This window comes from Paraburkholderia sp. RL17-373-BIF-A (assembly GCF_046030175.1).
In the GTDB taxonomy this organism is placed as follows: Bacteria; Pseudomonadota; Gammaproteobacteria; order Burkholderiales; family Burkholderiaceae; genus Paraburkholderia.
In genome coordinates this window covers 85,371-108,641 of record NZ_JARESO010000025.1, presented here as the reverse complement: position 1 = coordinate 108,641, position 23,271 = coordinate 85,371, and the positions used below count along the sequence as shown (strand labels likewise).

General features: G+C 63.8%; 22 protein-coding genes. 11 read left to right on the top strand and 11 right to left on the bottom strand.

From position 1 onward, the window contains the following. The first annotated feature begins 84 nt into the window (after nt 1-84). Entirely contained in the window at nt 85-1,137 is a 1,053-nt protein-coding gene (locus tag P0D80_RS27950; RefSeq protein ID WP_408288198.1) for an NADP(H)-dependent aldo-keto reductase, read from the top strand. A 138-nt stretch (nt 1,138-1,275) separates the two neighbouring features. Here P0D80_RS27950 and P0D80_RS27945 read toward each other — a convergent pair whose 3' ends face one another. Together P0D80_RS27945 and P0D80_RS27940 are read right to left on the bottom strand one after the other, a co-directional pair. Continuing rightward, nucleotides 1,276-2,559 carry an MFS transporter gene (locus P0D80_RS27945; protein ID WP_408288194.1) on the bottom strand — a complete coding sequence of 428 codons (1,284 nt, stop codon included), beginning with the start codon at nt 2,557-2,559 and terminating at the stop codon, nt 1,276-1,278. A 64-nt stretch (nt 2,560-2,623) separates the two neighbouring features. Further along, entirely contained in the window at nt 2,624-4,027 is a 1,404-nt protein-coding gene (locus P0D80_RS27940; protein ID WP_408288191.1) for a M20 family metallopeptidase, read from the bottom strand. 227 nt (nt 4,028-4,254) lie between these two features. Here P0D80_RS27940 and P0D80_RS27935 point away from each other — a divergent pair, with 227 nt between their 5' ends. Together P0D80_RS27935 and P0D80_RS27930 are read left to right on the top strand one after the other, a co-directional pair. Next, a complete protein-coding gene (locus tag P0D80_RS27935; protein WP_408175617.1) occupies nt 4,255-5,217 on the top strand; it encodes a LysR family transcriptional regulator in 963 nt (320 codons plus the stop codon). 342 nt (nt 5,218-5,559) lie between these two features. Continuing rightward, nucleotides 5,560-5,982, top strand: a complete 423-nt coding sequence (locus tag P0D80_RS27930) for a hypothetical protein (RefSeq protein WP_106283591.1) — start codon at nt 5,560-5,562, stop codon at nt 5,980-5,982. 85 nt (nt 5,983-6,067) lie between these two features. On the opposite strand, the gene P0D80_RS27925 is transcribed toward P0D80_RS27930, so the two are convergent. Beyond that, nucleotides 6,068-6,895 carry an ABC transporter permease gene (locus tag P0D80_RS27925; protein WP_408288187.1) on the bottom strand — a complete coding sequence of 276 codons (828 nt, stop codon included), beginning with the start codon at nt 6,893-6,895 and terminating at the stop codon, nt 6,068-6,070. A 94-nt stretch (nt 6,896-6,989) separates the two neighbouring features. After that, on the bottom strand, nt 6,990-7,904 hold the full coding sequence (gene nodI / locus P0D80_RS27920; protein ID WP_408288184.1) for a nodulation factor ABC transporter ATP-binding protein NodI: 915 nt from the start codon (nt 7,902-7,904) through the stop codon (nt 6,990-6,992). Nucleotides 7,905-8,191: 287 nt separating this feature from the next. Between nodI and P0D80_RS27915 the strand changes: the two genes are divergently transcribed. Continuing rightward, complete coding sequence (locus tag P0D80_RS27915) at nt 8,192-8,656, top strand: universal stress protein (protein ID WP_091794608.1); 465 nt, start codon at nt 8,192-8,194, stop codon at nt 8,654-8,656. Nucleotides 8,657-8,705: 49 nt separating this feature from the next. Here P0D80_RS27915 and P0D80_RS27910 read toward each other — a convergent pair whose 3' ends face one another. The 3 genes from P0D80_RS27910 to lexA all read right to left on the bottom strand — a co-directional run bounded on the left by P0D80_RS27910 (nt 8,706) and on the right by lexA (nt 10,549). After that, the gene (locus P0D80_RS27910) at nt 8,706-9,374 is read right to left on the bottom strand and encodes a DUF2939 domain-containing protein (RefSeq protein ID WP_408288181.1); all 669 of its coding nucleotides are present in this window, start codon (nt 9,372-9,374) and stop codon (nt 8,706-8,708) included. A 107-nt stretch (nt 9,375-9,481) separates the two neighbouring features. Further along, nucleotides 9,482-9,826 carry a hypothetical protein gene (locus P0D80_RS27905; RefSeq protein ID WP_132374847.1) on the bottom strand — a complete coding sequence of 115 codons (345 nt, stop codon included), beginning with the start codon at nt 9,824-9,826 and terminating at the stop codon, nt 9,482-9,484. Nucleotides 9,827-9,898: 72 nt separating this feature from the next. Continuing rightward, nucleotides 9,899-10,549 carry a transcriptional repressor LexA gene (gene lexA / locus P0D80_RS27900; RefSeq protein WP_012432789.1) on the bottom strand — a complete coding sequence of 217 codons (651 nt, stop codon included), beginning with the start codon at nt 10,547-10,549 and terminating at the stop codon, nt 9,899-9,901. A 313-nt stretch (nt 10,550-10,862) separates the two neighbouring features. Here lexA and P0D80_RS27895 point away from each other — a divergent pair, with 313 nt between their 5' ends. The 6 genes from P0D80_RS27895 (at nt 10,863) to P0D80_RS27870 (ending at nt 17,314) form a co-directional block, all read left to right on the top strand. Next, nucleotides 10,863-11,903, top strand: coding sequence for a sulfate ABC transporter substrate-binding protein (locus P0D80_RS27895; protein WP_408288178.1), 1,041 nt, complete (start codon nt 10,863-10,865; stop codon nt 11,901-11,903). A gap of 138 nt (nt 11,904-12,041) precedes the next feature. Continuing rightward, complete coding sequence (cysT, locus tag P0D80_RS27890; RefSeq protein WP_408247270.1) at nt 12,042-12,944, top strand: sulfate ABC transporter permease subunit CysT; 903 nt, start codon at nt 12,042-12,044, stop codon at nt 12,942-12,944. Continuing rightward, nucleotides 12,941-13,981 (top strand): sulfate ABC transporter permease subunit CysW, encoded by a 1,041-nt coding sequence (gene cysW / locus P0D80_RS27885; protein WP_408175609.1) that lies wholly within the window; start codon nt 12,941-12,943, stop codon nt 13,979-13,981. The genes cysT and cysW overlap by 4 nt, the downstream gene beginning before the upstream one ends. After that, nucleotides 13,981-15,039: a sulfate/molybdate ABC transporter ATP-binding protein gene (locus P0D80_RS27880; RefSeq protein WP_012432793.1), complete on the top strand. Its 1,059-nt coding sequence runs from the start codon at nt 13,981-13,983 to the stop codon at nt 15,037-15,039. The genes cysW and P0D80_RS27880 overlap by 1 nt, the downstream gene beginning before the upstream one ends. An 83-nt stretch (nt 15,040-15,122) precedes the next feature. Further along, nucleotides 15,123-16,049 (top strand): CysB family HTH-type transcriptional regulator, encoded by a 927-nt coding sequence (locus tag P0D80_RS27875; RefSeq protein WP_106283582.1) that lies wholly within the window; start codon nt 15,123-15,125, stop codon nt 16,047-16,049. Between the two features lie 221 nt (nt 16,050-16,270). After that, entirely contained in the window at nt 16,271-17,314 is a 1,044-nt protein-coding gene (locus P0D80_RS27870) for an asparaginase (RefSeq protein WP_408288175.1), read from the top strand. 159 nt (nt 17,315-17,473) lie between these two features. Here P0D80_RS27870 and P0D80_RS27865 read toward each other — a convergent pair whose 3' ends face one another. The 4 genes from P0D80_RS27865 to gcl all read right to left on the bottom strand — a co-directional run bounded on the left by P0D80_RS27865 (nt 17,474) and on the right by gcl (nt 22,128). Further along, a complete protein-coding gene (locus P0D80_RS27865) occupies nt 17,474-17,875 on the bottom strand; it encodes a DUF3597 domain-containing protein (RefSeq protein ID WP_408288172.1) in 402 nt (133 codons plus the stop codon). Nucleotides 17,876-18,430: 555 nt separating this feature from the next. Further along, nucleotides 18,431-19,339: a 2-hydroxy-3-oxopropionate reductase gene (locus P0D80_RS27860; protein ID WP_132374841.1), complete on the bottom strand. Its 909-nt coding sequence runs from the start codon at nt 19,337-19,339 to the stop codon at nt 18,431-18,433. A gap of 97 nt (nt 19,340-19,436) precedes the next feature. Continuing rightward, entirely contained in the window at nt 19,437-20,246 is an 810-nt protein-coding gene (gene hyi / locus P0D80_RS27855) for a hydroxypyruvate isomerase (protein ID WP_408288168.1), read from the bottom strand. A 106-nt stretch (nt 20,247-20,352) separates the two neighbouring features. Next, nucleotides 20,353-22,128 (bottom strand): glyoxylate carboligase, encoded by a 1,776-nt coding sequence (gcl, locus tag P0D80_RS27850; RefSeq protein ID WP_408175603.1) that lies wholly within the window; start codon nt 22,126-22,128, stop codon nt 20,353-20,355. A 157-nt stretch (nt 22,129-22,285) separates the two neighbouring features. On the opposite strand from gcl, the gene P0D80_RS27845 reads away from it, so the two are divergent. Then, the gene (locus P0D80_RS27845) at nt 22,286-23,200 is read left to right on the top strand and encodes a LysR family transcriptional regulator (protein ID WP_132374838.1); all 915 of its coding nucleotides are present in this window, start codon (nt 22,286-22,288) and stop codon (nt 23,198-23,200) included. Nucleotides 23,201-23,271 lie beyond the last annotated feature (71 nt).

The following is a 23,271-nucleotide window of genomic DNA, read 5'->3' as shown; positions in this document are numbered from 1 at the left end:
CGCATTTTAGCCTGCCCTGCAGGTATCGCGCGGGCATGGTAACGTCATGCGCTTTTCGTTCAACCTATCAACAGGACAAGTTCAATGGAATACCGCAGACTCGGCGACTCCGATGTGCAGGTTAGCCTGATCGGTCTCGGCACCATGACGTGGGGCGAGCAGAACACGGAGCAGGAAGCGCACGCGCAGATCGATTACGCACTCGATCACGGCGTCAATCTGATCGACACCGCTGAAATGTACCCCGTGCCGCCGCATGCCGAGACGCAGGGTTCGACGGAGCGCTTCATCGGCACGTGGCTCGCGCAGCATCGCAGCGCCCGCGAGAAAATCGTGCTGGCCACCAAGATCGCCGGCCCGGCGCGTCAACCGCACAACCCGACCCATATTCGTGGCAAAGGCAACCAGTTCGACCGCAAGAATCTGACCGAAGCGCTCGACGACAGCCTGAAGCGCCTGCAAACGGATTACGTCGATCTGTATCAGCTGCACTGGCCGGATCGCAGCACGATGACGTTCGGCCGCCCCGCGTATCCGTGGGTCGACGACGCCTATACGGTGCCGATCGAAGAAACGCTGTCGGTGCTCGCCGAATTCGTCAAGGCGGGGAAGGTGCGCCACGTTGGCGTGTCGAATGAAACGCCGTGGGGCGTCGCGCAGTTTCTGCGCGCGGCCGAAAAGCTCGGCTTGCCGCGCATCGTCAGCATTCAGAATCCGTACAGCCTCGTCAATCGCACGTACGAAGTGGGTCTGTCCGAGTATGCGCATCGCGATCACATCGGCTTGCTGGCTTATTCGCCGCTGGCCTTCGGCTGGCTGACGGGCAAGTATGAAGGCGGCGCGCGTCCGGCCGGCGCCCGCATCTCGCTGTTCGAGCGCTTTCAGCGCTACAGCAAGCCGCAAGCGGTGCAGGCGATCACGCGCTACGTCGAGCTGGCGAAGCGTCACGGTTTGTCGCCCGCGCAATTCGCGCTCGCGTTCGTCAATAGCCAGCCGTTCGTGACCAGCAATCTGATCGGCGCGACCTCGCTCGATCAGTTGAAGGAAAACATCGCCAGCGCCGAGGTGAAACTCTCGCCGGAAGTGCTGGCGGAAATCGACGCGCTGCATGAGTTGCAGCCGAATCCGGCGCCTTGATGCGCGAGCGTTGAGCGCATGGTTTGGGTCCGGCTCGAATCATGCGTGACTGTGCCCCGGCTTCGCGGCCGGGGCGTTCGCAAGGCGGTGGTGTGCTTCGCTTCCACAACGCCGCCGCCTTGACCTCGACGTACGCTCTCAGCGGATTTTCAGCTTCCCGCGTACAGCATAAAGCGCGAGCAAACTCGCCACCGCACAGAACATCAGATAGAAACCAGGCGCGAGCTTGTTGCCGCTTGCGTCGATCAGCCACGTGATCACGAACGGCGCAAAGCCGCCGAACACTGTCACGCCGATGTTGTAGCTCACCGCGAGCCCGGTCGCACGCGTCTGCGTCGGGAAAATCTCCGACATCAACGCGGGCAGCGCGCCGAAATACGTCGCCTTCAATACGCCGATCCAGATCAACGCGAGCAGCATCGTCGCGAACGAGGGATGCGCGTTCATATACATAAAGGCCGGATACACCGTCACCAGCATCAGCACGGCGGCCGTCGCCATGATGCGGATGCGTCCGAGGCTATCGGACAGATGGCCCGCGAACGGCGTCAGCACCGTGAGCACCACGCCGGTGGCGAGTGTCGCCGCGAAGCCGGTCGAGGCGGGCAGGTGCAGCTGCTTGATCGCGTAGGTCGGCATGTACAGGATCATGTAATTGGCCGCCGTCGAAATGATCAGCGAGCCGACCGCCAGCGTCATGCGAACCTTCTGCGTGCCGAACAGGTCGCGCAGCGGCGTGCGGGCTTTGGGCTCTGCATTGAACTCCGCGCCTTCATCTACATAGCGGCGGATGTAGAAGCCGACCGGACCGATCGCGAGGCCGAACAGAAACGGCACGCGCCATCCCCATGATTCGAGTTGCGCGCTCGTGAGCTGGCTCGTCAGCAGCGCGCCGAAACCGGAGGCGAGCAGCGTCGCCATGCCCTGGCTCGCGAACTGCCAGCTACCCATGAAGCCGCGGCGCTCGGGCGCATGTTCGACCAGAAACGCGGTGGACGCACCGAACTCTCCGCCCGCCGAAAAACCTTGCACGAGCCGCGAGAGCATGATGCCCGCGGGCGCCCACAGGCCGATCGCCGCATACGGCGGCATCACGGCGATCGTCAGGGTGCCGATCATCATCAGCGCGATCGACAGCAGCAGCGACGCCTTGCGTCCGGCGCGATCCGCGAGCGAACCGAGCACGAGTCCGCCGAGCGGCCGGATCATGTACGAGATGCCGAAGGTGCCGAGCGTGAGCATCAGCGAGATCGCTTCGGTGCGCGCCGGGAAGAACAGCTTCGCGATGGTCACCGCGAAGAAACCATAGACGACGAGGTCGAACCATTCGAGCGCGTTGCCGATCGACGCCGCGAGAATGATGCGATGGACCTTCGCGGCGGACGGCCGCGCGGCGCTGGCTTGCAAAGTGGACGTGCTCATCGTGGACGTGCCTCGTGACAGATGCGGATAACGGCGGCTTGCGCCCGGTTGGTCCGGGCGTCGCTCAGGTTGCGGCGTGAGGTACGGCGCGCGGCGAGTTCTCGCCGAGATCCCAGAAGAGGCCCGCCATGATCTGCAGGCCTTCGCGCACGACCGGGCCGAGCAGGTGCTCGTTCGGCGCGTGCTGCGAACAGGCGGGGTAGGAGTGCGGCACCCAGATGGTCGGCAGGCCGAGCGTGTCGGCGAACACTTCGTTGGGCAGCGTGCCGCCCAGATTCGGCAGCACGGCGGTCTTCTTGCCGGTGGTCTGCTCAAGCGAGGCGATCGCCCAGGTGACCCACGGATCGTCCGGGTTCAGACGCGTGGCGGGCGCGCCGCGCTCGACGTCGATCCGCACCTGCGAGAAGCCGTGCGCATCCAGATGCATGCGCAGATGCCGTTCGAGGTTGTCCCAATCGGTGCCGACCACGAAGCGCAACTGGCAATGCGCGAACGCCGACGACGGGATCGCATTGACCGGGTTCTCCGGATTGCCAGCCTTGAACGCGAGTATTTCGAAGCTGTTCCAGCCGAACACGCGCTCGGGCGCGGAGAGGCCGGGCTCGCCCCAGTTCTCGTCGACGGCCGGATCGCCCGGGCCGCCGCCTACCGTGATATCCGCGAGAGCACGGCGCACCGCTTCGGGAATCGGCGGCGGGCGCAAACCGGCGACAGCGATCACGCCGCGTGCGTCGACGAGGCTCGCCAACGCGTTCGCGAGCACCGTGGCCGGATTGCGCAGCAGACCGCCCCAATTGCCCGAATGATGCGCGCCCTCGCGCAGATTCAACGACAGCTTGAAGTTCACCGAGCCACGCGAGCCGAGGAACACGGTGGGGCGGCGCGCGGCAAGACGCGGACCGTCTGAGGCGATCAACACGTCGGCGGCCAGTTCTTCACGGTGCGCGTGGCAGATCGCGTCGAGTCCGGGCGAGCCGGTTTCCTCGCCCATCTCGATCAGCAGCTTCGCGTTGAAGCCGAGCTTGCCGTCGCGCGCGGCGAGCACGCTCGCCAGCGCGGCGAGGTTGATGCTGTGCTGGCCTTTGTTGTCGGCGGTGCCGCGGCCGAACCAGCGCTCGCCATCGACGGTCACGGCCCACGGCGTGAGCGGCGCGCGCCACTGGCTGTCGTAGCCGCGCACCACGTCGCCGTGGCCGTAGATCAGCACGGTCGGCAGATGGTCACCCTCGTGGCGGCTCGCGATCAGGAAGGGCCCGAAGCCATCCACCGGATTCGTGACGATGCGCGTGCGGAAACCGAGGGCCGCCGCTTCGGGCGTGATCTCGTCGGTCAGATACGACAGCAGTGTGGCGGCGCGATCGTCCTCCTGACTTTCGGTGCGAAAACCGACGCGACGGTTGAGGGTCTCGAGAAAGGCGCCGGATTCGAAATGCTGGGTGGCGTGCTCGATGGCCTGTGTGCGGCTCATGGGTGTCTCCAATGCGGGCGGAATGTGGGGGCGGGCGGCGCGTGGTCTTGTCTGATTTCGATTGGACGTGGCCTGCAGCTTCGAACCGATTCTAGAAGGCCGTTTTTTTTGTCACAATGATCGTCTTTCGAAGCTTGCGTTGCCGAAAAGGCAAAGCTCGCTGCATTGAGTTGAAGCGCTCGCGGACATTGGCTCGGCGGCGCATACCGTTGAACGAGGCACAAGGCATGGCACTTTCGCTGCATGGCATCGCGCTGCGCTATTTCGTCGAGGTCGCTCGCACCGGCTCGCTCAGCGACGCGTCCGCGCGCTTGCATGTCGCTGTCTCCGCGATCAGCCGGCAAGTGGCGCGGCTCGAAAGCGACCTCGGCGTCGCGCTGTTCGAGCGGCGTCCGCGCGGCATGGCGCTCTCGGAAGCCGGCGAGCGCCTGCTCGCCTACGCGCAGCGCAGCCTGCTCGAAGCCGAGCATGTGATGAAGGAGATCGGCGGCCTTGAGACCTTGCATGGCAGCATGATCAAGGTGGCGAGTTCCGAAGGCTTCGCCGCGGACTTCCTGCCCACCGCGATGGCAAGCTTCCGGGTTCAGTATCCGGGCATCGACTTCACGCTCTCGGTCATGTCGCCGGGCGAGGCGACCCGTCAGGTGCGCGACGGCGACGCCGACCTCGCGTTGACCTTTAGCCTCGCGCCGGAGAAGGGCGTCAAGGTCGAGCACACGGAACGCGCACCGGTGCTGGCGCTGCTGCGCGCCGATCATCCCTTGGCCGCGCGCGCGAAGGTGTCGCTCGCCGACTTGCAGCGCTATCCGCTCGTGCTGCCTGAACCCGGCACGACGATTCGTCAGTTGATCGACATTACCTGTGCGCTCGAAGGCGTCCTGCTCGAGCCCGAACTCACCTGCAACAACAGCGGCGCCATGTACCGCTACGCGCAGAAGTCCGGCGCGATCATGTTCACGGGTCTGCTGTCCGTGCGCGATCGTTATGCCGGCGATGGCTTCGTCGTGATGCCGATGACGCATCCGCAGATGCGCCAGCGCAGCATTCAGGTGCAGACCATGGCGGGGCGTGAACTGCCGCAGTCGGTGAGGGCGTTCCGGGATCATCTGATCGCGGAAATCGCGGGCGCGAAGCCAGCCGATGCGGCTTCCTCGAAGGCCACGCGAAAGCGCAGCAGGAGCACGCGCTGACGGCTCCAGGGTTTGGAGAATCCACGTGGCATCAACGCGGCGAAACAGGGTTTGCGAGCGCCCGCGCACCACGAAGCAGGCTGGCCGCATGCGTGCGATAGCGATCCATTCGCTACTAAATGAAAGGCAAATGTCCCAGCCGGAACGCGAATCACGACCTAAACTGTGGTGGACGGGGCGGGTTGAAGACGCGGGATGCGCGGCTGGCAATGCTGCAGTGCACGCACCGAAGGAAGTCACCTTGGGGACACCGGTGGTAGGATTCAGCCCGAAAAATGGACAGCGGCGCGCGCTCGGATTCGCGTGCCATCCACAACAGAGCGATAGGACTCAGGACATCGAATGGCGCAACAAAAAACAAACCCAAAACTTGAGCAGGCGCTGACGCGCGGGGATCTCGCAATCCGTCAGGCGAATTCGGCGCGGGCCACGGCGTTGCTGCGCGCGTTGGGCAAGATGATCGTGGACGCGTCGGCGACGATCGGCGTGGAAGCCTTCACACTGATTCCCGACGGCGACAAGATCTACGATCCGGCCGATGGGCTGTGGCCGCAGGAACTGCAGATCTCGCTCGACGGTCCCGTCGAAGAAGCCGATCCGGACGAAGTGCGTACGGTCCGTCTGATCGCCGACGATCCGGGCACGGTGTTCCGGGTCGAGTGGCAGCGCGCCGACGGCAAGATCGGGCGTCAGGACGGCGGCCCATTCGCCACGGTGGCGTTTATTTCCGACGTGGACATTCCGTGGACGGACGACGAGGACTAAGCAAGCCGGTTCGCGACAGGCGGTGATACCGGGTTGATTGCGGGTATCGGCGCCTGTGGTGCGTGGTTGTCGAAAGCCGGAAAACCTACTTCATCATCCGGCGCCGAAACAGAATCGCCGACACGATAAACCCGCCCACCGCATACGCGGCCAGCACGGCCACATGCCACAGCGCATTGTCGACGGGCCGGCCCAGCATGGCCGGCCGCATCAAGTCGACGGCATGCGCCAACGGCAACAGCTGGGTGGCGCCTCGCGCCACTGCGGGCAGTTGCGACACGGGAAAGAACACGCCGGATAACAACAGCATCGGCGTCAACACCAGCGTCTGGTAAAACATGAAGAAGTCGTACGAAGGCGCAAGCGCCGTCACGACCATCGCGACGCTCGCAAACGCGAGCCCGGTCAGCACAATGACCGGCAACGCCAGCAGCATCGACGGAAAATTCGCGTAGCCCAATGCGCCGGCCACCAGCATGATCGCCGCGCCCGAGAGCGCCGCCTTGCTGGCTGCCCAGATCACCTCGCCGAGCACGATGTCGCCGAGTGTCAGCGGCGTATGCATGATCGCTTCCCAGGTGCGCTGCACGTGCATGCGCGAGAAGCCCGAATACATCGACTCGAAACTCGCCGACATCATCACGCTCGAGGCCACCGTGCCCGCCGCAAGAAACGCGATATACGACACGCCGTCGACATGCCCCACCATCAGCCCCAGCCCGAAGCCGAGGCCGAACAGATAGATCATCGGATCGGCCAGGTTGCCGAACATCGAGGCGATCGCGAGCTTCTTCCACACCAGATAGTTGCGGCGCCACACGGCGATCCAGTTGCTTGCGTTCGCGGGAAAGGCGGCGAAGGCTTCCTGTTTCGACGGCGTATCGCCCGGGGTTTCGTAAGTGCGTGCGTCCATTGCGTGTCTCGTGCGGTGTTCCTCTACGGAACTTCCTTTTGGGGTGTCTTTGTATCTGTAGCGCGTTGCGTGCGAGTCCGGTCTCGATGCGCCTCTAATCCTGCATCTCGCGACCGGTGAGCCGCAGGAACACATCCTCCAGATTCGCCGGTCGATGCAGATAGCGCAGATCCGCGCGCTGCTTGAGCCGCGCATGCACCGGCTGCGCGTCGTTGACATAGCAGAACAGCGTCTCGCCGCTGATCTCGGTGCGCTCGACGAGCGGCGCCAGTTCATCGCGCAACGCCACCGGATCGGGCCCGAAGATCTCGATCACATCGCAACCGATCTCGGATGCGATCAACGCGCTCGGCGCGCCTTCCGCGATCTTGCGCCCTTCCTCGATCACGCACAGCCGGTGGCAGAGCCGTTCGGCTTCTTCCATGAAGTGCGTGGTCAGCAGAATGGTCTTGCCGCGCGCGAGCAAGGAGCGCAGCCGCTCCCAGATCAGATGCCGCGCCTGAGGATCGAGGCCGGTGGTCGGCTCGTCCATGATCAGCACATCGGGATCGTTGACGAGCGCGCGCGCCAACGTGAGGCGCCGCTTCATGCCGCCTGACAATTCGCTCACGCGCGCGTCCGCCTTGCTCTCGAGCCGCGCGAATTCGAGCAGCGACGGCACCATCGCACGGCATTGCGCGGCGCTCAGACCGAAGTAGCGGCCGAACACCAGCAGGTTCTCGCGCACCGTGAAGTCAGGATCGAGATTGTCGAACTGCGGCACCACGCCGACGCGCGCCCGCGCCACGCGCGCGCGGCCGGGGATCGGCTCGCCGCACAGACGGATCCTGCCCGCATCCGGCGCCGCGATACCGAGCAGCATGCGCAACGTGGTGGTTTTGCCCGCGCCGTTTGGGCCGAGCAGGCCGAAGCATTCGCCGGCGTTGACATGAAACGACAGTCCATCGACGACCGTTTTTTCGCCGTAGCTTTTTTTGACCTGATGAAATTCGATGGCGGCTTCGGGCATGGATCGAACGAGTCTCCGGAAAAGACGTGAATGACGCGAATGGCCGGGGGAGGCCGCCTATTCTAGGGCATCGGCGGGACGCTGTTGGTTCGCCCCCGACAGTCCGAAGCGGGTTTCTTGCACTGCGGCATCGGCGCGCGGAGGACCCGCGGGCGGCTCGCGCACCTGTTTAGGGCGTCGTTAAGGGGCAGTTAGCGCACAGTTAGCGTTTTCCATCCCTTGCAACCTGAATTGCGGCGCACCATGATTAATTCAGATCGCGCGTCCCGCGCGAAGGGAGAAAAATCATGGCGAGCTACCAGAAAATCCTGCTGTGCTACGACGGCTCGCGTGAAGGCCGCAAAGCACTACGTTGCGGCGCCGACCTGGCGTTGGATCTGAAAGCGGAAACGCACTTGTTGTCGGTCGTCGACATGCGTTCGAGCATTGCGCAAAGCGCGGGCCTGTTGACCGACGTGGCCTGTGGCAGTTTTGAAAAGACCGCGCGCGACATCCTGCAGGAAGGCGTGGACTGGCTCACGGAGCGAGGCGTGAGCGCCCAGGGGCATTTCGCGTTCGGCCATCCGATCGACGAGATTGCCAACCTCGCCAATGAATTGCATGTCGACCTGGTCGTGGTCGGCCACCGCTGCCGCACGGGCTTGTCGCGATGGTGGATGGGCGCGGGCAATACGCCGCTGCTCGACCGTGTCTCGTGCAGCATTCTGGTGGCGTGTTCTTCAGCGCAGGAGCAGCAGCAAGCGGCGGCTTGAGGCGGGCTAGTCACGCGACCGGCCGCCTCGGCCTGACGGCATCAGGTGATCACTCGTTCAGGTTGACCGCGGCCAGCTTCCACGTGAATACGCCCTCGCGCTGGAAGATCGCCGAGTAACGCGCGTCGCCGGCGCCATGCTGGTACGTGACGACGAACTCGTTGAGGCCGCGATAGCCCGCCGTGGTTTGCGGCGGTTGCGGTGGCGCGGAGTTGACATTGGCCGCGTTGCCGTTTGCGGGAGCTGCAGGCGCAGGTGCGGTCGCAGCGGCGTCCGGCGGATTATTTGCGGCCGGGGGCGCGGGCGGTCGCTCGCCCGGATCGCCGCGCGGCGGCATGCCGTTCAGCAAGGCCGCCACGCCGTCCGGTGTGGCATACGCATCCACGAGCGGACCGATCAACGCAACGCCGATCATCGCGCCAATGGCGGCCAATGGATTGCCGTTGCTGTGCGCGCCAAGCCGCCGTGTCAGCAAGCCGGCGACTTGCTCCTTCAGGCTCTCACGCAACGCGGGGAAGTCGACATACTGATTGACGGTTTGCGCGTCGCGCGCATCGGCCGCGCGTTTGAGATTGTTCAGCGCGATGTACGGTGTCGCGTAAGCAAACCCCAGCGCGGCGATCACCACGATCACGATCAGCGTGACTATCAGCGGCCGGGTGGCGCCGCCATGCATGCCGCGCTTGCTGCCGCGTTTGGTACGTTTTGAAACTGCCATCGAGTGGGACTCTCCATCAGGTGTGATCTAACGTGGACCGCAGCCACGCGAAAACGATCCCACGCAATACATCTCTCGCTGTCCCGTTCAAGACCCTTCAAGACCCCTCAAGACTCGAACACCGCCCCATGCACGTTGGCTTCATCGGCGATGCAGCGGTCGATCATGCGGCAAACCGCGTCCATCGTGCCGACCATGATCAGACGCGACGGCCCGTGATAAACCCGCACCGGTGCGCGACGCGCCGGTTCGGCCGTATTCAAGCCCGAATTCAACGACACGCGGGCAAATGCCGGCATCGACGACGGCAGGCTCGGCGCGGCCTCCGGCGAGTCGAACAGCGACGGCGTGCCGAGCGTGGCCGCCTCGATCAATGAGCAGGGCACCAGCTTGCGAAGATGGCGCAGACGACCGAACTGGCGAAAGGGCAGCAGGCGGGCAAGACGTTCCATGAGACTCTCCAGGCGATGCAACGTTGATGCGGCGTTGGCGCGGCTTCTTATTTTGTCGAACGGGCGAGAGGGTTAAAACTCGCCGGGGCGGATCAGCCCCACGGCGATACCCTCCAGCGCGAACTCCGCACTGCCGGTTTCAACGAAGATGTTTTCGTAATCGGGGTTCTCGGCGATCAGCTCGAGCCCGTTCGGCCGGCGCTTCAGGCGCTTGACCGTGACGTCGTCACCAAGCCGGGCAATGATGATCTGGCCGTCTTTGGCTTCGCTGCGCTTTTGCACCGCGAGCAGGTCGCCGTCGAAGATGCCCGCGTCGCGCATGGACAGCCCGCGCACCTTCAGCAGGTAGTCGGGCTTGCTCGAGAACAGCGCCGGGTCGCACGCGTAGTGCTGCGAGATATGTTCCTGCGCGAGGATCGGGCTGCCTGCGGCAACCCGCCCGATGAGCGGCAGCGACAGTTGCATGATGCTGGCGTGCGGCAGCGTGAACTGATGCGGCGAGTCTTCCGGGCCGGCCAGCAGGCGAATGCCGCGCGATGCGCCGGCCGCGAGTTCGATCACGCCCTTGCGAGCCAGCGCGCGCAGATGTTCTTCTGCCGAGTTGGCCGAGCTGAAACCCAGCTCGGCGGCGATCTCCGCGCGGGTGGGCGGAAAGCCGGTGCGTTCGATAGCCCTGCGGATCAGATCGAAAACCTGCTGCTGTCGTGCGGTGAGTTTGGTCATGGCGCCACTGTATGTATGAACAGGTGACTGTATTTTTATACAGTATTCGGCGCAATTCAAGCTTTACTTTAAGTTCGGGGTGAAGGGTGTCGTTCCAGCGCCGTCAAGCGACGCTCAAACACCCGTTTTCCTGCCGCAACGCCTTATCCAGCTGTCATTACCACTTTTGCGTATTAAAGAATGAAGAAACATTATTTTTAATGATGAAAGCCCTTCGATAGACTGGCCTCCAGTTGGCGCTCATGTGCACGTGACCGCGACGTAAAAAGACACCACACGCTGTTTCAGCGGACACAACGCGGAGAAAGTTGACATGGATCACCAAGGTACGGGGCTGGCAGGCAGGACGAAAAAACTGATCGCGGCACTCGCATTGGGCGCGGCGGGCGCGCTCGGCGTGATGGCGCAGGCGCACGCCGCCGACACGACGCTGCTGAACGTGTCCTACGACCCGACGCGCGAGCTGTATCAGGACGTCAACCAGGCGTTCGGCAAGGAATGGAAGGCGAAGACGGGCGAGACGATCACCTTCAAGCAGTCGCACGGCGGCTCGGGCGCCCAGGCGCGCTCGGTGCTCGACGGCCTGCAGGCCGACGTGGTGACGCTGGCGCTTGCATACGATATCGACGCACTGGCCGGCAAGGGTTTGCTGGACAAGGGCTGGCAGAAGCGCTTGCCGGATAACGCGTCGCCGTACACGTCGACGATCGTGTTTCTGGTGCGCAAGGGCAACCCGAAGCACATCAAGGATTGGGACGATCTGACCAAGCCGGGCGTGTCGATCGTCACGCCGAATCCGAAGACCTCGGGCGGCGCGCGCTGGAACTACCTCGCGGCCTGGGCGTATGCCGAGCATCAACCGGGCGGCAATGATCAGAAGGCCAAGGAGTTCGTCGGCAAGCTCTATAAGAACGCCGGCGTGCTGGATTCGGGCGCGCGTGGCGCGACCACCAGCTTCGTGCAACGCGGTATCGGCGACGTGCTGATCGCGTGGGAAAACGAAGCATTCCTGTCGCTGAAGGAATTTGGTCCGGAGAAGTTCGAGATCGTGGTGCCGTCGGTCAGCATTCTGGCGGAGCCGCCGGTCGCCGTGGTGGACAAGGTCGTCGACAAGCACGGCACGCGCAAGGTCGCCGAAGCGTATCTGAACTTCCTGTATAGCGAGCAAGGGCAGGAGATCGCGGCGAAGAACTTCTACCGTCCGCGTTCGAACAAGGTGCCGGCTGAGCTGACCGCCAAGTTTCCGAAGCTGAAGCTGTACACGGTGGACGATTCGTTCGGCGGCTGGGCCAACGCGCAGAAGACGCACTTTGCCGATGGCGGCGTGTTCGATTCGATCTATCAACCGCAATAACACTGCCGATGCCGGAACCGGCATAGGCAACGAAGCGGCGCGGCAACGCGTCACTCCCAAGCGCGCCCATGGGCGCGCTTTTGGCCGCCAGGGCCCGGCGGCCGGCAACACGAGCATCAACCTGAACGAGTAACGAGCATGACGACGTTGACCTTCCGAAAACCGAGCGCGTTGCCCGGTTTTGGCCTGACACTCGGCATCACGGTGGCTTATCTGAGCCTCGTGGTGCTGATTCCGCTTGCGGCGACCTTTCTCAAGACCGCGACGCTCGACTGGAGCCAGTTCGTGCGCGCGGTGAGTTCGCCGCGCGTGCTCGCGTCGTATCGGCTCACCTTCTTTTCCGCGCTCGGCGGCGCGCTGATCAACGCGGTGTTCGGTTTTCTGGTGGCGTGGGTGCTGGTGCGCTACACGTTCCCGTTCAAACGTATCGTCGACGCCGTGGTCGATCTGCCGTTCGCGCTGCCCACCTCGGTCGCCGGCATTTCGCTCGCGGCCGTGTACGCGGGCAACGGCTGGATCGGGCAGTTCCTCGAACCGCTCGGCCTGAAGATCGCTTTTACGCCCGCGGGCGTGCTGGTCGCGCTGACGTTCATCGGCTTGCCGTTTGTCGTGCGCACGGTGCAGCCGGTGCTCGAAGAGTTCGAGCGTGAACAGGAAGAAGCGGCGGCGTGCCTCGGCGCCTCGCGCTGGCTGACGTTTCGCCGCGTGGTGTTGCCGGCGGTGTTTCCTGCCTTGTTGACGGGCTTCGCGTTGGCATTCGCCCGTGCGCTCGGCGAGTACGGTTCGGTGATTTTCATCGCCGGCAATGTGCCGATGAAGTCGGAAATCACGTCGCTGCTCATCATCACCAAGTTGGAGCAATACGATTATGCGGGCGCGACGGCGCTGGCGGTGGTGATGCTGGTCGTGTCGTTCCTGATGCTGCTCTTCATCAACACTTTGCAGTGGTATTTGCAGCGCCGCACGAGTCGCGGCGGTGCAGGCCCGGCGCCTGCTGCTGCGAGTGTCGCGGCGATCGGTGTCGGCGGAGGTGCGCAATGAGCCGCCGCGCCGTGAACGAAGTAAATGGCGTGAACAACGCTGTAGCCGTGGCACCGCGCGCGCCGCTGAACGTCGCGCGCCGGCCCGATCCGGTCACCGAGCCGCCCGTTGTGCGCTGGATTCTGACCGGCGTCGCGCTGCTGTTTCTCGCGCTGTTTCTGGTGGTGCCGCTCGTCGCCGTGTTCTATCAGGCGTTGAACAAGGGGCTCGGTTTCTATCTGGAATCGCTCGCCGATCCGGACGCGCTCTCGGCGATCAAGCTCACCGTGATCACCGCCGCGATCGCGGTGCCGCTGAACCTCGTGTTCGGCCTCGCGGCTTCATGGTGTATCGCCAAGTTCGAGTTCCGCGGCAAGGCGCTGCTGACCACGCTGATCGATCTGCCGTTCTCGGTGTCGCCGGTGATCTCGGGCTTGATCTATGTCTTGATGTTCGGCGCGCAGGGCTGGTTCGGCCCGTGGCTGCAGGACCACAACATCCAGATCATTTTCGCGGTGCCGGGCATCGTGATGGCGACGATCTTCGTCACGTTCCCGTTCGTCGCGCGTGAACTGATTCCGCTGATGCAGGCACAAGGCAACGACGAAGAAGAAGCCGCGCACGTGCTCGGCGCGTCGGGCTGGCAGATCTTCCGCCGCGTCACGCTGCCCAACGTCAAATGGGGCCTGCTGTACGGCGTGATTCTGTGCAACGCGCGGGCGATGGGCGAGTTCGGCGCGGTGTCGGTGGTGTCGGGCCATATTCGCGGCCAGACCGACACGATGCCGCTGCACGTCGAAATCCTCTACAACGAATACAACTTCTCGGCGGCGTTTGCCGTGGCGTCGGTGCTGGCTCTGCTCGCACTCGTGACGCTCGGCCTGAAGCTGCTCGCCGAGCGCCATATGTCGGCGGAACTGTCGGCCGCGCGCGATGTGCCCGCGTACGCCGGGCCCGTCACGCCGCCGGCCAATGCCACACACGCAACACACGCAACACGCGCAACGCAAACAACGCATGCATCGCAGCAACACCCGCTCAAGCAAGGAGAGCTGTAATGGGTATCACCGTTCGTAACCTGCAGAAGCGCTTCGGCGATTTCGTCGCGCTCGATAACGTCTCGCTCGACTTTCCGCCGGGTGAACTGGTTGCGCTGCTCGGGCCGTCGGGTTGTGGCAAGACGACCTTGCTGCGCGTGATCGCGGGACTCGAATACGCCGATGGCGGCCAGGTCGTGCTGCAAGGCCAGGACGTGGCGACGGTCGGCGCACGCGAGCGGGAAGTGGGCTTCGTGTTCCAGCATTACGCGCTGTTCCGTCATATGACGGTGTTCGAGAACGTGGCGTTCGGCTTGCGCGTCAAGCCGCGCAAGGAGCGTCCCTCGGAAGCGGTGATTCGCGAGAAGGTGCATGAACTGCTCAAGCTCGTGCAACTCGACTGGCTCGCGCAACGCTATCCGTCGGAATTGTCGGGTGGCCAGCGGCAACGTATCGCGCTCGCGCGCGCGTTGGCGGTCGAGCCGAAAGTGCTGCTGCTCGATGAACCGTTCGGCGCGCTCGATGCGAAAGTGCGCAAGGAACTGCGCAGCTGGTTGCGGCGCCTGCACGACGATCTGCACATCTCGACGATCTTCGTTACGCACGATCAGGAAGAAGCGCTCGAAGTAGCCGATCGTATCGTCGTGCTCAATCGCGGGCACGTGGAGCAGGTGGGCAGTCCGCAGGACGTGTACGACCATCCGCAAACCTCGTTCGTCTATGAGTTTCTCGGCGCGGCCAACCGTTTGCACGGCAACGTCGACGCGAGCGGTTTCGTGGTTGACGGCGCGGCGCTGCCGGTCTCGATCAAGGCCGATTTCAGCGGCCCCGCGTTCGCCTACGTGCGTCCGCACGATCTGCAGTTGTATCCGCAGGCGTCCGGCCATCGCGAAGGCATCGTCGTCGACGTGCGGCGCGTGGTGACGCTGGGCGGCTCGGTGCGGGTCGAACTCGCGGGCCGCGAGGGCAATCTGCTCGAAGCCGAACTCGATCGCGAAGCGTGGCGCGATCTGCAACTCTCCATCGGCGACGGCGTGACCGCGGTGCCGCGCGCCTTGCGTGTTTTCCCGGCGCAATGAGCGTGCTCAGGCGCGCAGCAACACGACTCGGTGTTTCGATCAAACTCAAATAACTCAACTCTGGCTGAACCGGAGACATCAAGATGAATTTTCAGCAATTGCGCTTTGTGCGCGAAGCCGTGCGTCAGAACATGAATCTGACCGAGGTGGCGAACGTGCTGTACACGTCGCAGTCGGGCGTATCGAAACAGATCAAGGATCTCGAGGACGAACTCGGCGTCGACATTTTCATTCGACGCGGCAAGCGTCTCACGGGCCTCACCGAGCCGGGCAAGGCGGTGCATCAACTGATCGAGCGGATGCTGCTCGACGCCGAGAATCTGCGCCGCGTCGCGCGGCAGTACGCTGACCAGGATAGCGGGCACCTCGTCGTGGCCACCACCCACACGCAGGCGCGTTATGCGTTGCCGAAGGTGATCCGCCAATTCACCGAGGTGTTCCCGAAGGTGCATCTGGCGCTGCGTCAAGGCAGCCCGCAACAGATCGCGCAGATGATCATCAACGGCGAAGCGGACATCGGCATCTCGACCGAAGCGCTCGACCGCTTCCCGGATATCGTCACGTTCCCGTGCTATTCGTGGCATCACGTCGTGGTCGTGCCGAAAGATCATCCGCTGGTGGGCCGCCCGAATCTGACGCTCGACGAGATCGCCGAATTCCCGATCGTCACGTACGACCAGGATTTCACGGGCCGCTCGCATATCGACCAGGCATTCGCGAAAGCGGGTGCATTGCCCGACGTCGTGCTGACCGCAATCGACGCCGACGTGATCAAGACGTATGTCGAACTCGGCATGGGCATCGGCGTGGTCGCGGCGATGGCCTACGATCCGAAGCGCGATACGGAACTGGTCGCGCTCGACACGCAGCATCTGTTCGAGGCGAGCACGACGCGGGTCGGTTTGCGCAAGGGCGCGTTCCTGCGCGCGTACGCTTATCGGCTGATCGAGATGTTCGCGCCGCAGTTGAACGAAGCGGATATCGCCGCGCAGTTGCGCGAAGCGGTTTAAGGAATGCGCCGGGCTGTCGAGGTCCGGCGCGACAGGCCAATGGCGCCGCGCGGATCGTCCGCGGCGTCAGTGCGAACTTCATGCGGGCGGTGGCTGGCCTTGATGCAAACGGCACGCAAACTCGTGGCGCACAGAGCGCTGGTCTCATCCAGCTCCGAAACGAACGGACATCCGTTTTTTCACGCATGGCGGCGTGCGGCGCATCGCTTACAATCGCCGCCATGAATACTCCGACTTCTTCCTCCGCTATACCTTCAAACGAAGGCGCCACGCCGCTGCTGCCGCGCATCGTCGTCCTGGCGACCGGCGGCACGATTGCCGGCGCGGCCGCGAGCGCTACCAACACATCCGGTTATCAGGCCGGTGTGATCGGTGTCGAGCAACTGCTGGCCGTGGTGCCGGCCTTGTCCACGGTGGCGCAAATCGAGCGCGAGCAGATTGCGAGCGTCGACAGCAAGGACATGGCGATGCCGCTGTGGACCACGCTCGCGCAACGCATCAACACGCTGCTCGCCGACGACGACATCGACGGCGTGGTGGTCACGCACGGCACCGACACGCTCGAAGAAACCGCTTACCTGCTGCATCTGACCATCAAGTCGGACAAGCCCGTCGTGCTGACGGCGGCCATGCGCCCGGCGTCGGCGCTGTCCGCCGACGGCCCGCTGAATCTGCTGAACGCCGTGACGGTTGCGGCGCACGCAGCCTCGCGCGGGCAGGGCGTGCTGGTGGCCTTCAACAACAGGATCCATAGCGCGCGCGACGTGGTCAAGACGAGCACCTACGCGGTCGATGCTTTTCATTCGCCCGAAATCGGCGCGCTCGGCTGGGTGCAGGACGGTCGCGTCGAATTCCAGCGCGGCGTGGTGCGTCCGCATACGCTCGCGACCGAATTCGTGATCGGCGCGAAGTGGCCGCATGTGGAGATCGTCGTGAGTTACGCGGGCGTCTCGCGCATTGCCGTGGACGCGTTGGTTGCCGCTGGAGTGCGTGGCATCGTCGTGGCGGGCACGGGCAACGGCTCGATTCACGCTTCGGTGCAGCAGGCATTGGCCGATGCCGCTTCGCAAGGCGTCGTGGTGGTGCGTGCTTCGCGTGTGGGTTCGGGACATGTGATGCGCAATGGCGCAGCCGCCGACGACGCACTCGGTTTCGTCAGCGCAGGTTCGCTGAATCCGTACAAGGCACGCGTGTTGCTGATGCTGGCATTGGCCGCGGGCGGCACAGGGCCGGTTGCGTTGCAGAAGACTTTCGATACGTACTGATTGATTGAGCACGGACGGCCCGGTTCAAAGTCGCAACCGTGTCTCGCGCATGAAGCTGAAACGACAACGCGGCGCCCAGGTCATCGACCCGAGCGCCGCGTTGTCGTTTCAGCTTGAGGTTTGTCGCTATCGCCAGAGATAGGCGGTGTCGGCAAGCAGTTAGTCCGCCAGATCCGCAGGCAACTTTCCGCCGTTCGCCGCCAGCGCTTTCATCACCTGCTTGTGCAGCCAGATGTTCATGCTCGCCGAATCGTTCGTGTCGCCGCTGTACTTCAATTCCTTGGCGAGCTCCTTGCGATGCTCGAGGCTGCTGTCGACGCCGAGCGCCTTCAGCGTGTCGACGATCGAGATCCGCCAGTTCAGCGTTTGCCCGCTCTCGCTCACGAACTGGTCCATCACGACAGCGACGTCGACGTCGGCCAGCGGCGCGGGCGCCGGTGCAGCCGCCGGCGCAGCAGCTTGCGCCGCTGCCGGATCCGGTGTCGGCTCAACCGCGGGCGCAGGCTGGTCGGGCTTCGCTTTGCCGAAGAGCTTGTTTACGATGTCACCAAAGATGCTCATTCTGAATCCTTTGCAGAGGGGTTACTGGCGCGAGCACATTCCGCTCACGGGTTGAACACTGGTTGGGAATCGGGCGAATGATGCAGAGGACATGCGTTGCCTTGATCGGCAAGCCGCACTTGAATGCCGATACGCCCGCAACCAGACTCAACGAGTGTAGGAGAAAAGCGCGGACCGATGTGTCAAAAAAGGTCGTGCAAAGGGGACGGAGTTGCAAGCAAATGCAAGCGGACTTGCGAGCACACGTGCGAGGAGACCTGCAAAGAGAGGTGCCGGCAGGCGGCGTCATGACGCACCCGCTGCGAGAGTTTGGCCGAAAAAGCATAAGCATCGTTAAACATGAAATCCGACAGCCGGACACCCGACGACGACGTCTGACCGACCAAGGCTTCCCCGGCGCCGCCGGGTGCCGCTGCGGACCCCACTTGCCGCTCTCAGCCCAGAGCGGCACGATTTGCCCGTTCCGCCGTGCTTGCCGCACGACGAACCGGGCGCCCCACCTGCGACTGCCATGACGTTGAGCATGCAACGATCACGGCAGTCAGTAACACTTCCTCAAGCTGCCTTGGCTTCGCTGCCCGGCGCTTGCGCGACTTCGTAATTCGCCATGATTTCGAGCGCGCGCACCATCGCCGAGTGATCCCATGCCTTGCCGCCATTCGCCGCGCATACGCTGAACAGTTGCTGCGCGCTTGCCGTATGCGGCAGGGCGATACCCAGCTTGCGTGCGCCGTCGAGTGCGAGGTTCAGATCCTTCTGGTGCAGTTCGATGCGGAAGCCCGGATCGAAGGTGCGCTTGGTCATGCGCTCGCCGTGCACTTCGAGAATCCGCGACGAGGCGAAGCCGCCCATCAGCGCCTTGCGCACACGTTCCGGATCGGCGCCCGAGCGCGAGGCGAACAGCAGCGCTTCGGCCACCGCTTCGATGTTCAGCGCGACGATGATCTGGTTCGCGACCTTGCAGGTCTGACCCGCGCCGTTGTCGCCGATCAGCGAGATGTTCTTGCCCATCAGTTCGAACAGCGGCCTGGCCGTGGCGAAGGCCTTTTCCGGACCGCCCACCATGATCGTCAGCGTCGCCTCACGCGCGCCGACTTCGCCGCCGGAGACCGGCGCGTCGAGATAGTCGACGCCGAGCGCGTTGATCTTCTTCGCGAACGCTTGCGTGTCGAGCGGCGAGATCGAGCTCATGTCGATCACGAGCTTGCCCTTCGAGAGGCCGGCGGCGACGCCGTCGTCGGCGAACAGCACGTTGGCGACGTCAGGCGTGTCCGGCACCATGATGATGACGATGTCGGCGGCTTGCGCGACAGCGGTCGAATTCGCGACGACGCTCGTCGTTTTGCTCAGATCTTCCGGCACCGGGTATGCGCCATTCACGAACAGCGAGTGGCCGCCCTTGATGAGGTTGCGCGCCATGTGCGCGCCCATGATGCCGAGGCCGATGAAACCGATCTTTGCCATGTGTCTAAATCTCCAGTGTTGTTTGGTGTCCCGCAAAGGGGACGTCCTTCGGGGCGAGAAGCGCCTGATCCGACCGATCAATGCAGCGATGCGGCGCTCAGGCGGCGGCGTGAGCCGCGCCGCGGGTTTGCCCGGCCACGCTCTGCACCCAGCCGAGGCCGGCGGCCGTGGTCGTGCGCGGTTTGTATTCGCAGCCGACGTAGCCGTCGTAGCCGAGCGAGTCGAGCAGATCGAACAGGAACGGGTAGTTGATTTCGCCGGTGCCCGGTTCGTTGCGGCCGGGGTTGTCGGCGAGCTGGATGTGCGCGATCTGCGGCAGGTTCTTCTTGATGGTCGCCGCGAGTTCGCCTTCCATCCGTTGCATGTGATAGATGTCGTATTGCAGGAACAGATTGTCCGAACCGACTGCGCGAATCACGTCGAGACCTTCGCCCGAGCGGTTCAGTGCGAAGCCCGGAATGTCGTAGGAATTGCACGGCTCGACCAGCAGCTTGATGCCGGCCTTCTTCAGTTCGCCCGCGGCGAAGCGCAGGTTGTCGACGATCGTCGAGCGTGCCTTGTCCGCATCGACGCCGGCCGTCGGAATGCCAACGAGGCAGTTCAGTTGCGGCACCTTCAGTGCGGTCGCATATTCGATCGCGCGGCCGACGCCTTCCTGGAACTCGCTCACGCGATCCGGCAGGCACGCAATGCCGCGTTCGCCCGCTTCCCAGTTGCCCGCGGGCAGGTTGTGCAGCACCAGCTTCAGGCGGTTCTGCTGAAGACGTTCGCTCAATTCGGCGATCTGATACGGATACGGAAACAGGAACTCGACGGCATGAAAGCCCGCGTCCGCCGCAGCCGCAAAGCGGTCGAGGAACGGGACTTCGTTGAACAGCATGGTGAGATTCGCTGCAAATTTCGGCATGGTGCGTCTGTCTCTCTGGTCGGTCAGTGGAATAACTTTCGTGAGGCGGTTCGGTGTTGCTGAACCGCGCTCAAGTGATGCTTATTTGTTCAACACGTCAGGCCGCTCAGTCGAGCATGCTGATCGCGGTCGGTGCGTCTTCGCGCTTCGCGGCCAGTTCTTCGAACTCGTTGATCGCGTCGATCTCGGTGCCCATCGAAATGTTGGTCACACGCTCGAGGATCACTTCGACGATCACCGGCACGTTGAACTCGGAGAGCATCGACTGCGCCTTCAGCAGCGCGGGCTTCAGTTCTTCCGGCTTGAACACGCGGATCGCCTTGCAACCCAGGCCTTCCGCCACCGCGACGTGATCCACGCCGTAGCCGTTCATTTCCGGCGCGTTGATGTTCTCGAAGCCGAGCTGCACGCAGAAGTCCATGTCGAACGCGCGCTGGGCCTGGCGGATCAGGCCGAGGTACGAGTTGTTCACCACCACATGCACATATGGCAGCTTGAATTGCGCGCCGGCTGCCAGTTCTTCGATCATGAACTGGAAGTCGTAGTCGCCCGAGAGCGCCACGATCGAACGTTGCGGGTCGGCCGCACGCACGCCGAGCGCTGCCGGAATCGTCCAGCCGAGCGGGCCCGCCTGGCCGCAGTTGATCCAGTTGCGCGCCTTGTAGACATGCAGGAACTGCGCGCCGGCGATCTGCGAAAGACCGATCGTGCTCACGTAGCACGTGTCGCGGCCGAACACCTGGTTCATCTCTTCGTAGACGCGCTGCGGCTTCATCGGCACGTTGTCGAAGTGCGTCTTGCGCAGCATCGTCTTCTTGCGTTGCTGGCAGTCGGCGACCCATGCGCCGCGGTCCTTCAGCTTGCCCGCGGCCTTCCATTCCTGCGCCACTTCGACAAACAGTTCGAGCGCGGCCTTGGCGTCCGACACGATGCCCAGATCCGGGCCGAACACGCGGCCGATCTGCGTCGGTTCGATATCGACGTGCACGAACTTGCGGCCCTTCGTATACACCTCGACACTGCCCGTGTGACGGTTCGCCCAGCGGTTGCCGATGCCGAGCACGAAGTCGGAGGCGAGCATCGTCGCGTTGCCGTAGCGGTGCGAGGTTTGCAGGCCGACCATGCCGGCCATCAGCGGATGGTCATCGGGAATCGCACCCCACGACATCAGCGTCGGGATCACCGGTACGCCGACGGTTTCAGCGAACGTGACGAGCAGGTCTTCAGCGGCTGCGTTCAGCACGCCGCCACCCGAGACGATCAACGGCTTGTCCGAGTTGTTCAGCAACGTGAGCGCGGCTTCGATCTGCTTGCGTGTCGCTTTCGGCTTGTAGACCGGCAGCGGTTCGTACGTGTCGATGTCGAATTCGATTTCGGCGAGCTGCACGTCGATCGGCAGGTCGACCAGCACCGGACCCGGACGGCCCGAGCGCATCAGGTGGAAAGCCTGCTGGAACACGCGCGGCACCAACGCCGGTTCACGCACGGTGACGGCCCACTTGGTGACGGGCTTGGCGATCGATTCGATATCGACGGCCTGGAAGTCTTCCTTGTACAGACGCGCGCGCGGCGCCTGGCCCGTGATGGCGAGAATAGGAATGGAGTCGGCCTGAGCCGAGTACAAACCGGTGATCATGTCGGTGCCGGCGGGGCCCGACGTGCCGATACACACGCCGATGTTGCCCGGTTGGGCGCGCGTATAGCCTTCGGCCATATGCGACGCGCCTTCGACGTGGCGGGCCAGCACGTGGCTGATGTTGCCTGCCTTGCGCATGGCCGAGTAGAACGGGTTGATCGCTGCGCCCGGAACGCCGAATGCGGTGTCGATGCCTTCTTTTTCGAGCACCAGCACGGCTGCGTCGACGGCTCTCATCTTGGCCATGAATGTCTCCTGAATGTCTGGGAATGGGCGAATTAAACGTGTTGAGTGCACTTTAGGCTTGACGTAAAGGTTTGATAAGATCAGTCCGGGTCGCTTATTTCGAAACAAAAAGTATGGAATGGCCCGCAGCCTGGCGCCCGGCCAGTTGGAGACAAAAATGGACCGCTTCAAACAGATCGAAACCTTCGTGCGCGTCGCGGACGCGGGCAGCCTGGCGGCGGCCGCGTTGGAGGAGGGCGTGTCGCCGGTCATTCTCGGCCGCCGCATCGACGCGCTGGAAAAGCGCCTCGGCGTCAAACTGATGTACCGGTCGACGCGCCGGCTGGTGGTCAGCGAAGACGGCGCCGCGTTCCTGGAGCGCTGCCGGGGCCTGCTGACCGAATGGGATCAGGCGGAAAACGAACTGAGCGCCGGGCGGCGCGCGGTCAACGGCCATCTGATCGTGTCGGCGCCGGCCGCGTTCGGGCGCAAGCACGTCGCGCCGCTCGCGCCGACGTTTCTCGCCGACAAGCCGGAATTGCAGGTGTCGTTCAATCTGACCGACCGGGTGGTGGATCTGGTGCGCGAGGGTTACGACCTGTCGATCCGCATCGGCGGCGCGGTCGATCCGAATTTCGTGGCGGTCAAGCTGGCGTCGAACCGGCGCGTGGTGTGCGGCACGCCGGAGTATTTTCGCCGGCACGGCAGGCCGAAAACACTCGAAGACCTGCCGCAGCACAACTGTCTCGCGTTCAATCTGCAAGGCGGACAGAACCGCGGCTGGTACTTCCGCCGCAACGGCAAGCTGGCGACGGTGCGGGTGGGCGGCACGCTCGACTGCAACGACGGCGAGCTGCTGCACCGCTGGGTGTCGGAAGGGCTCGGGCTCGGCTGGCGCTCCACGTGGGAGATCCAGCAGCAACTGGCGCGCGGCGAGCTGGAAACGGTACTCGACGAATTCGCGCTGCCCGACTACGACATTCTCGCGGTCTATCCGCAGCAGCGGTATGTGCCGGCCAAGGTGCGGTACTTCATCGATTATCTGAAAGAGGTGTACGCCAGCGAGGATTACTGGAACCGCCCGGCCTACTGACAGGCGGGCGCGCGCCGGCCCGGTCGGATTTTTGGCGGATTTCGTTCGGCGGCGGGAATAAACTTCGCAAA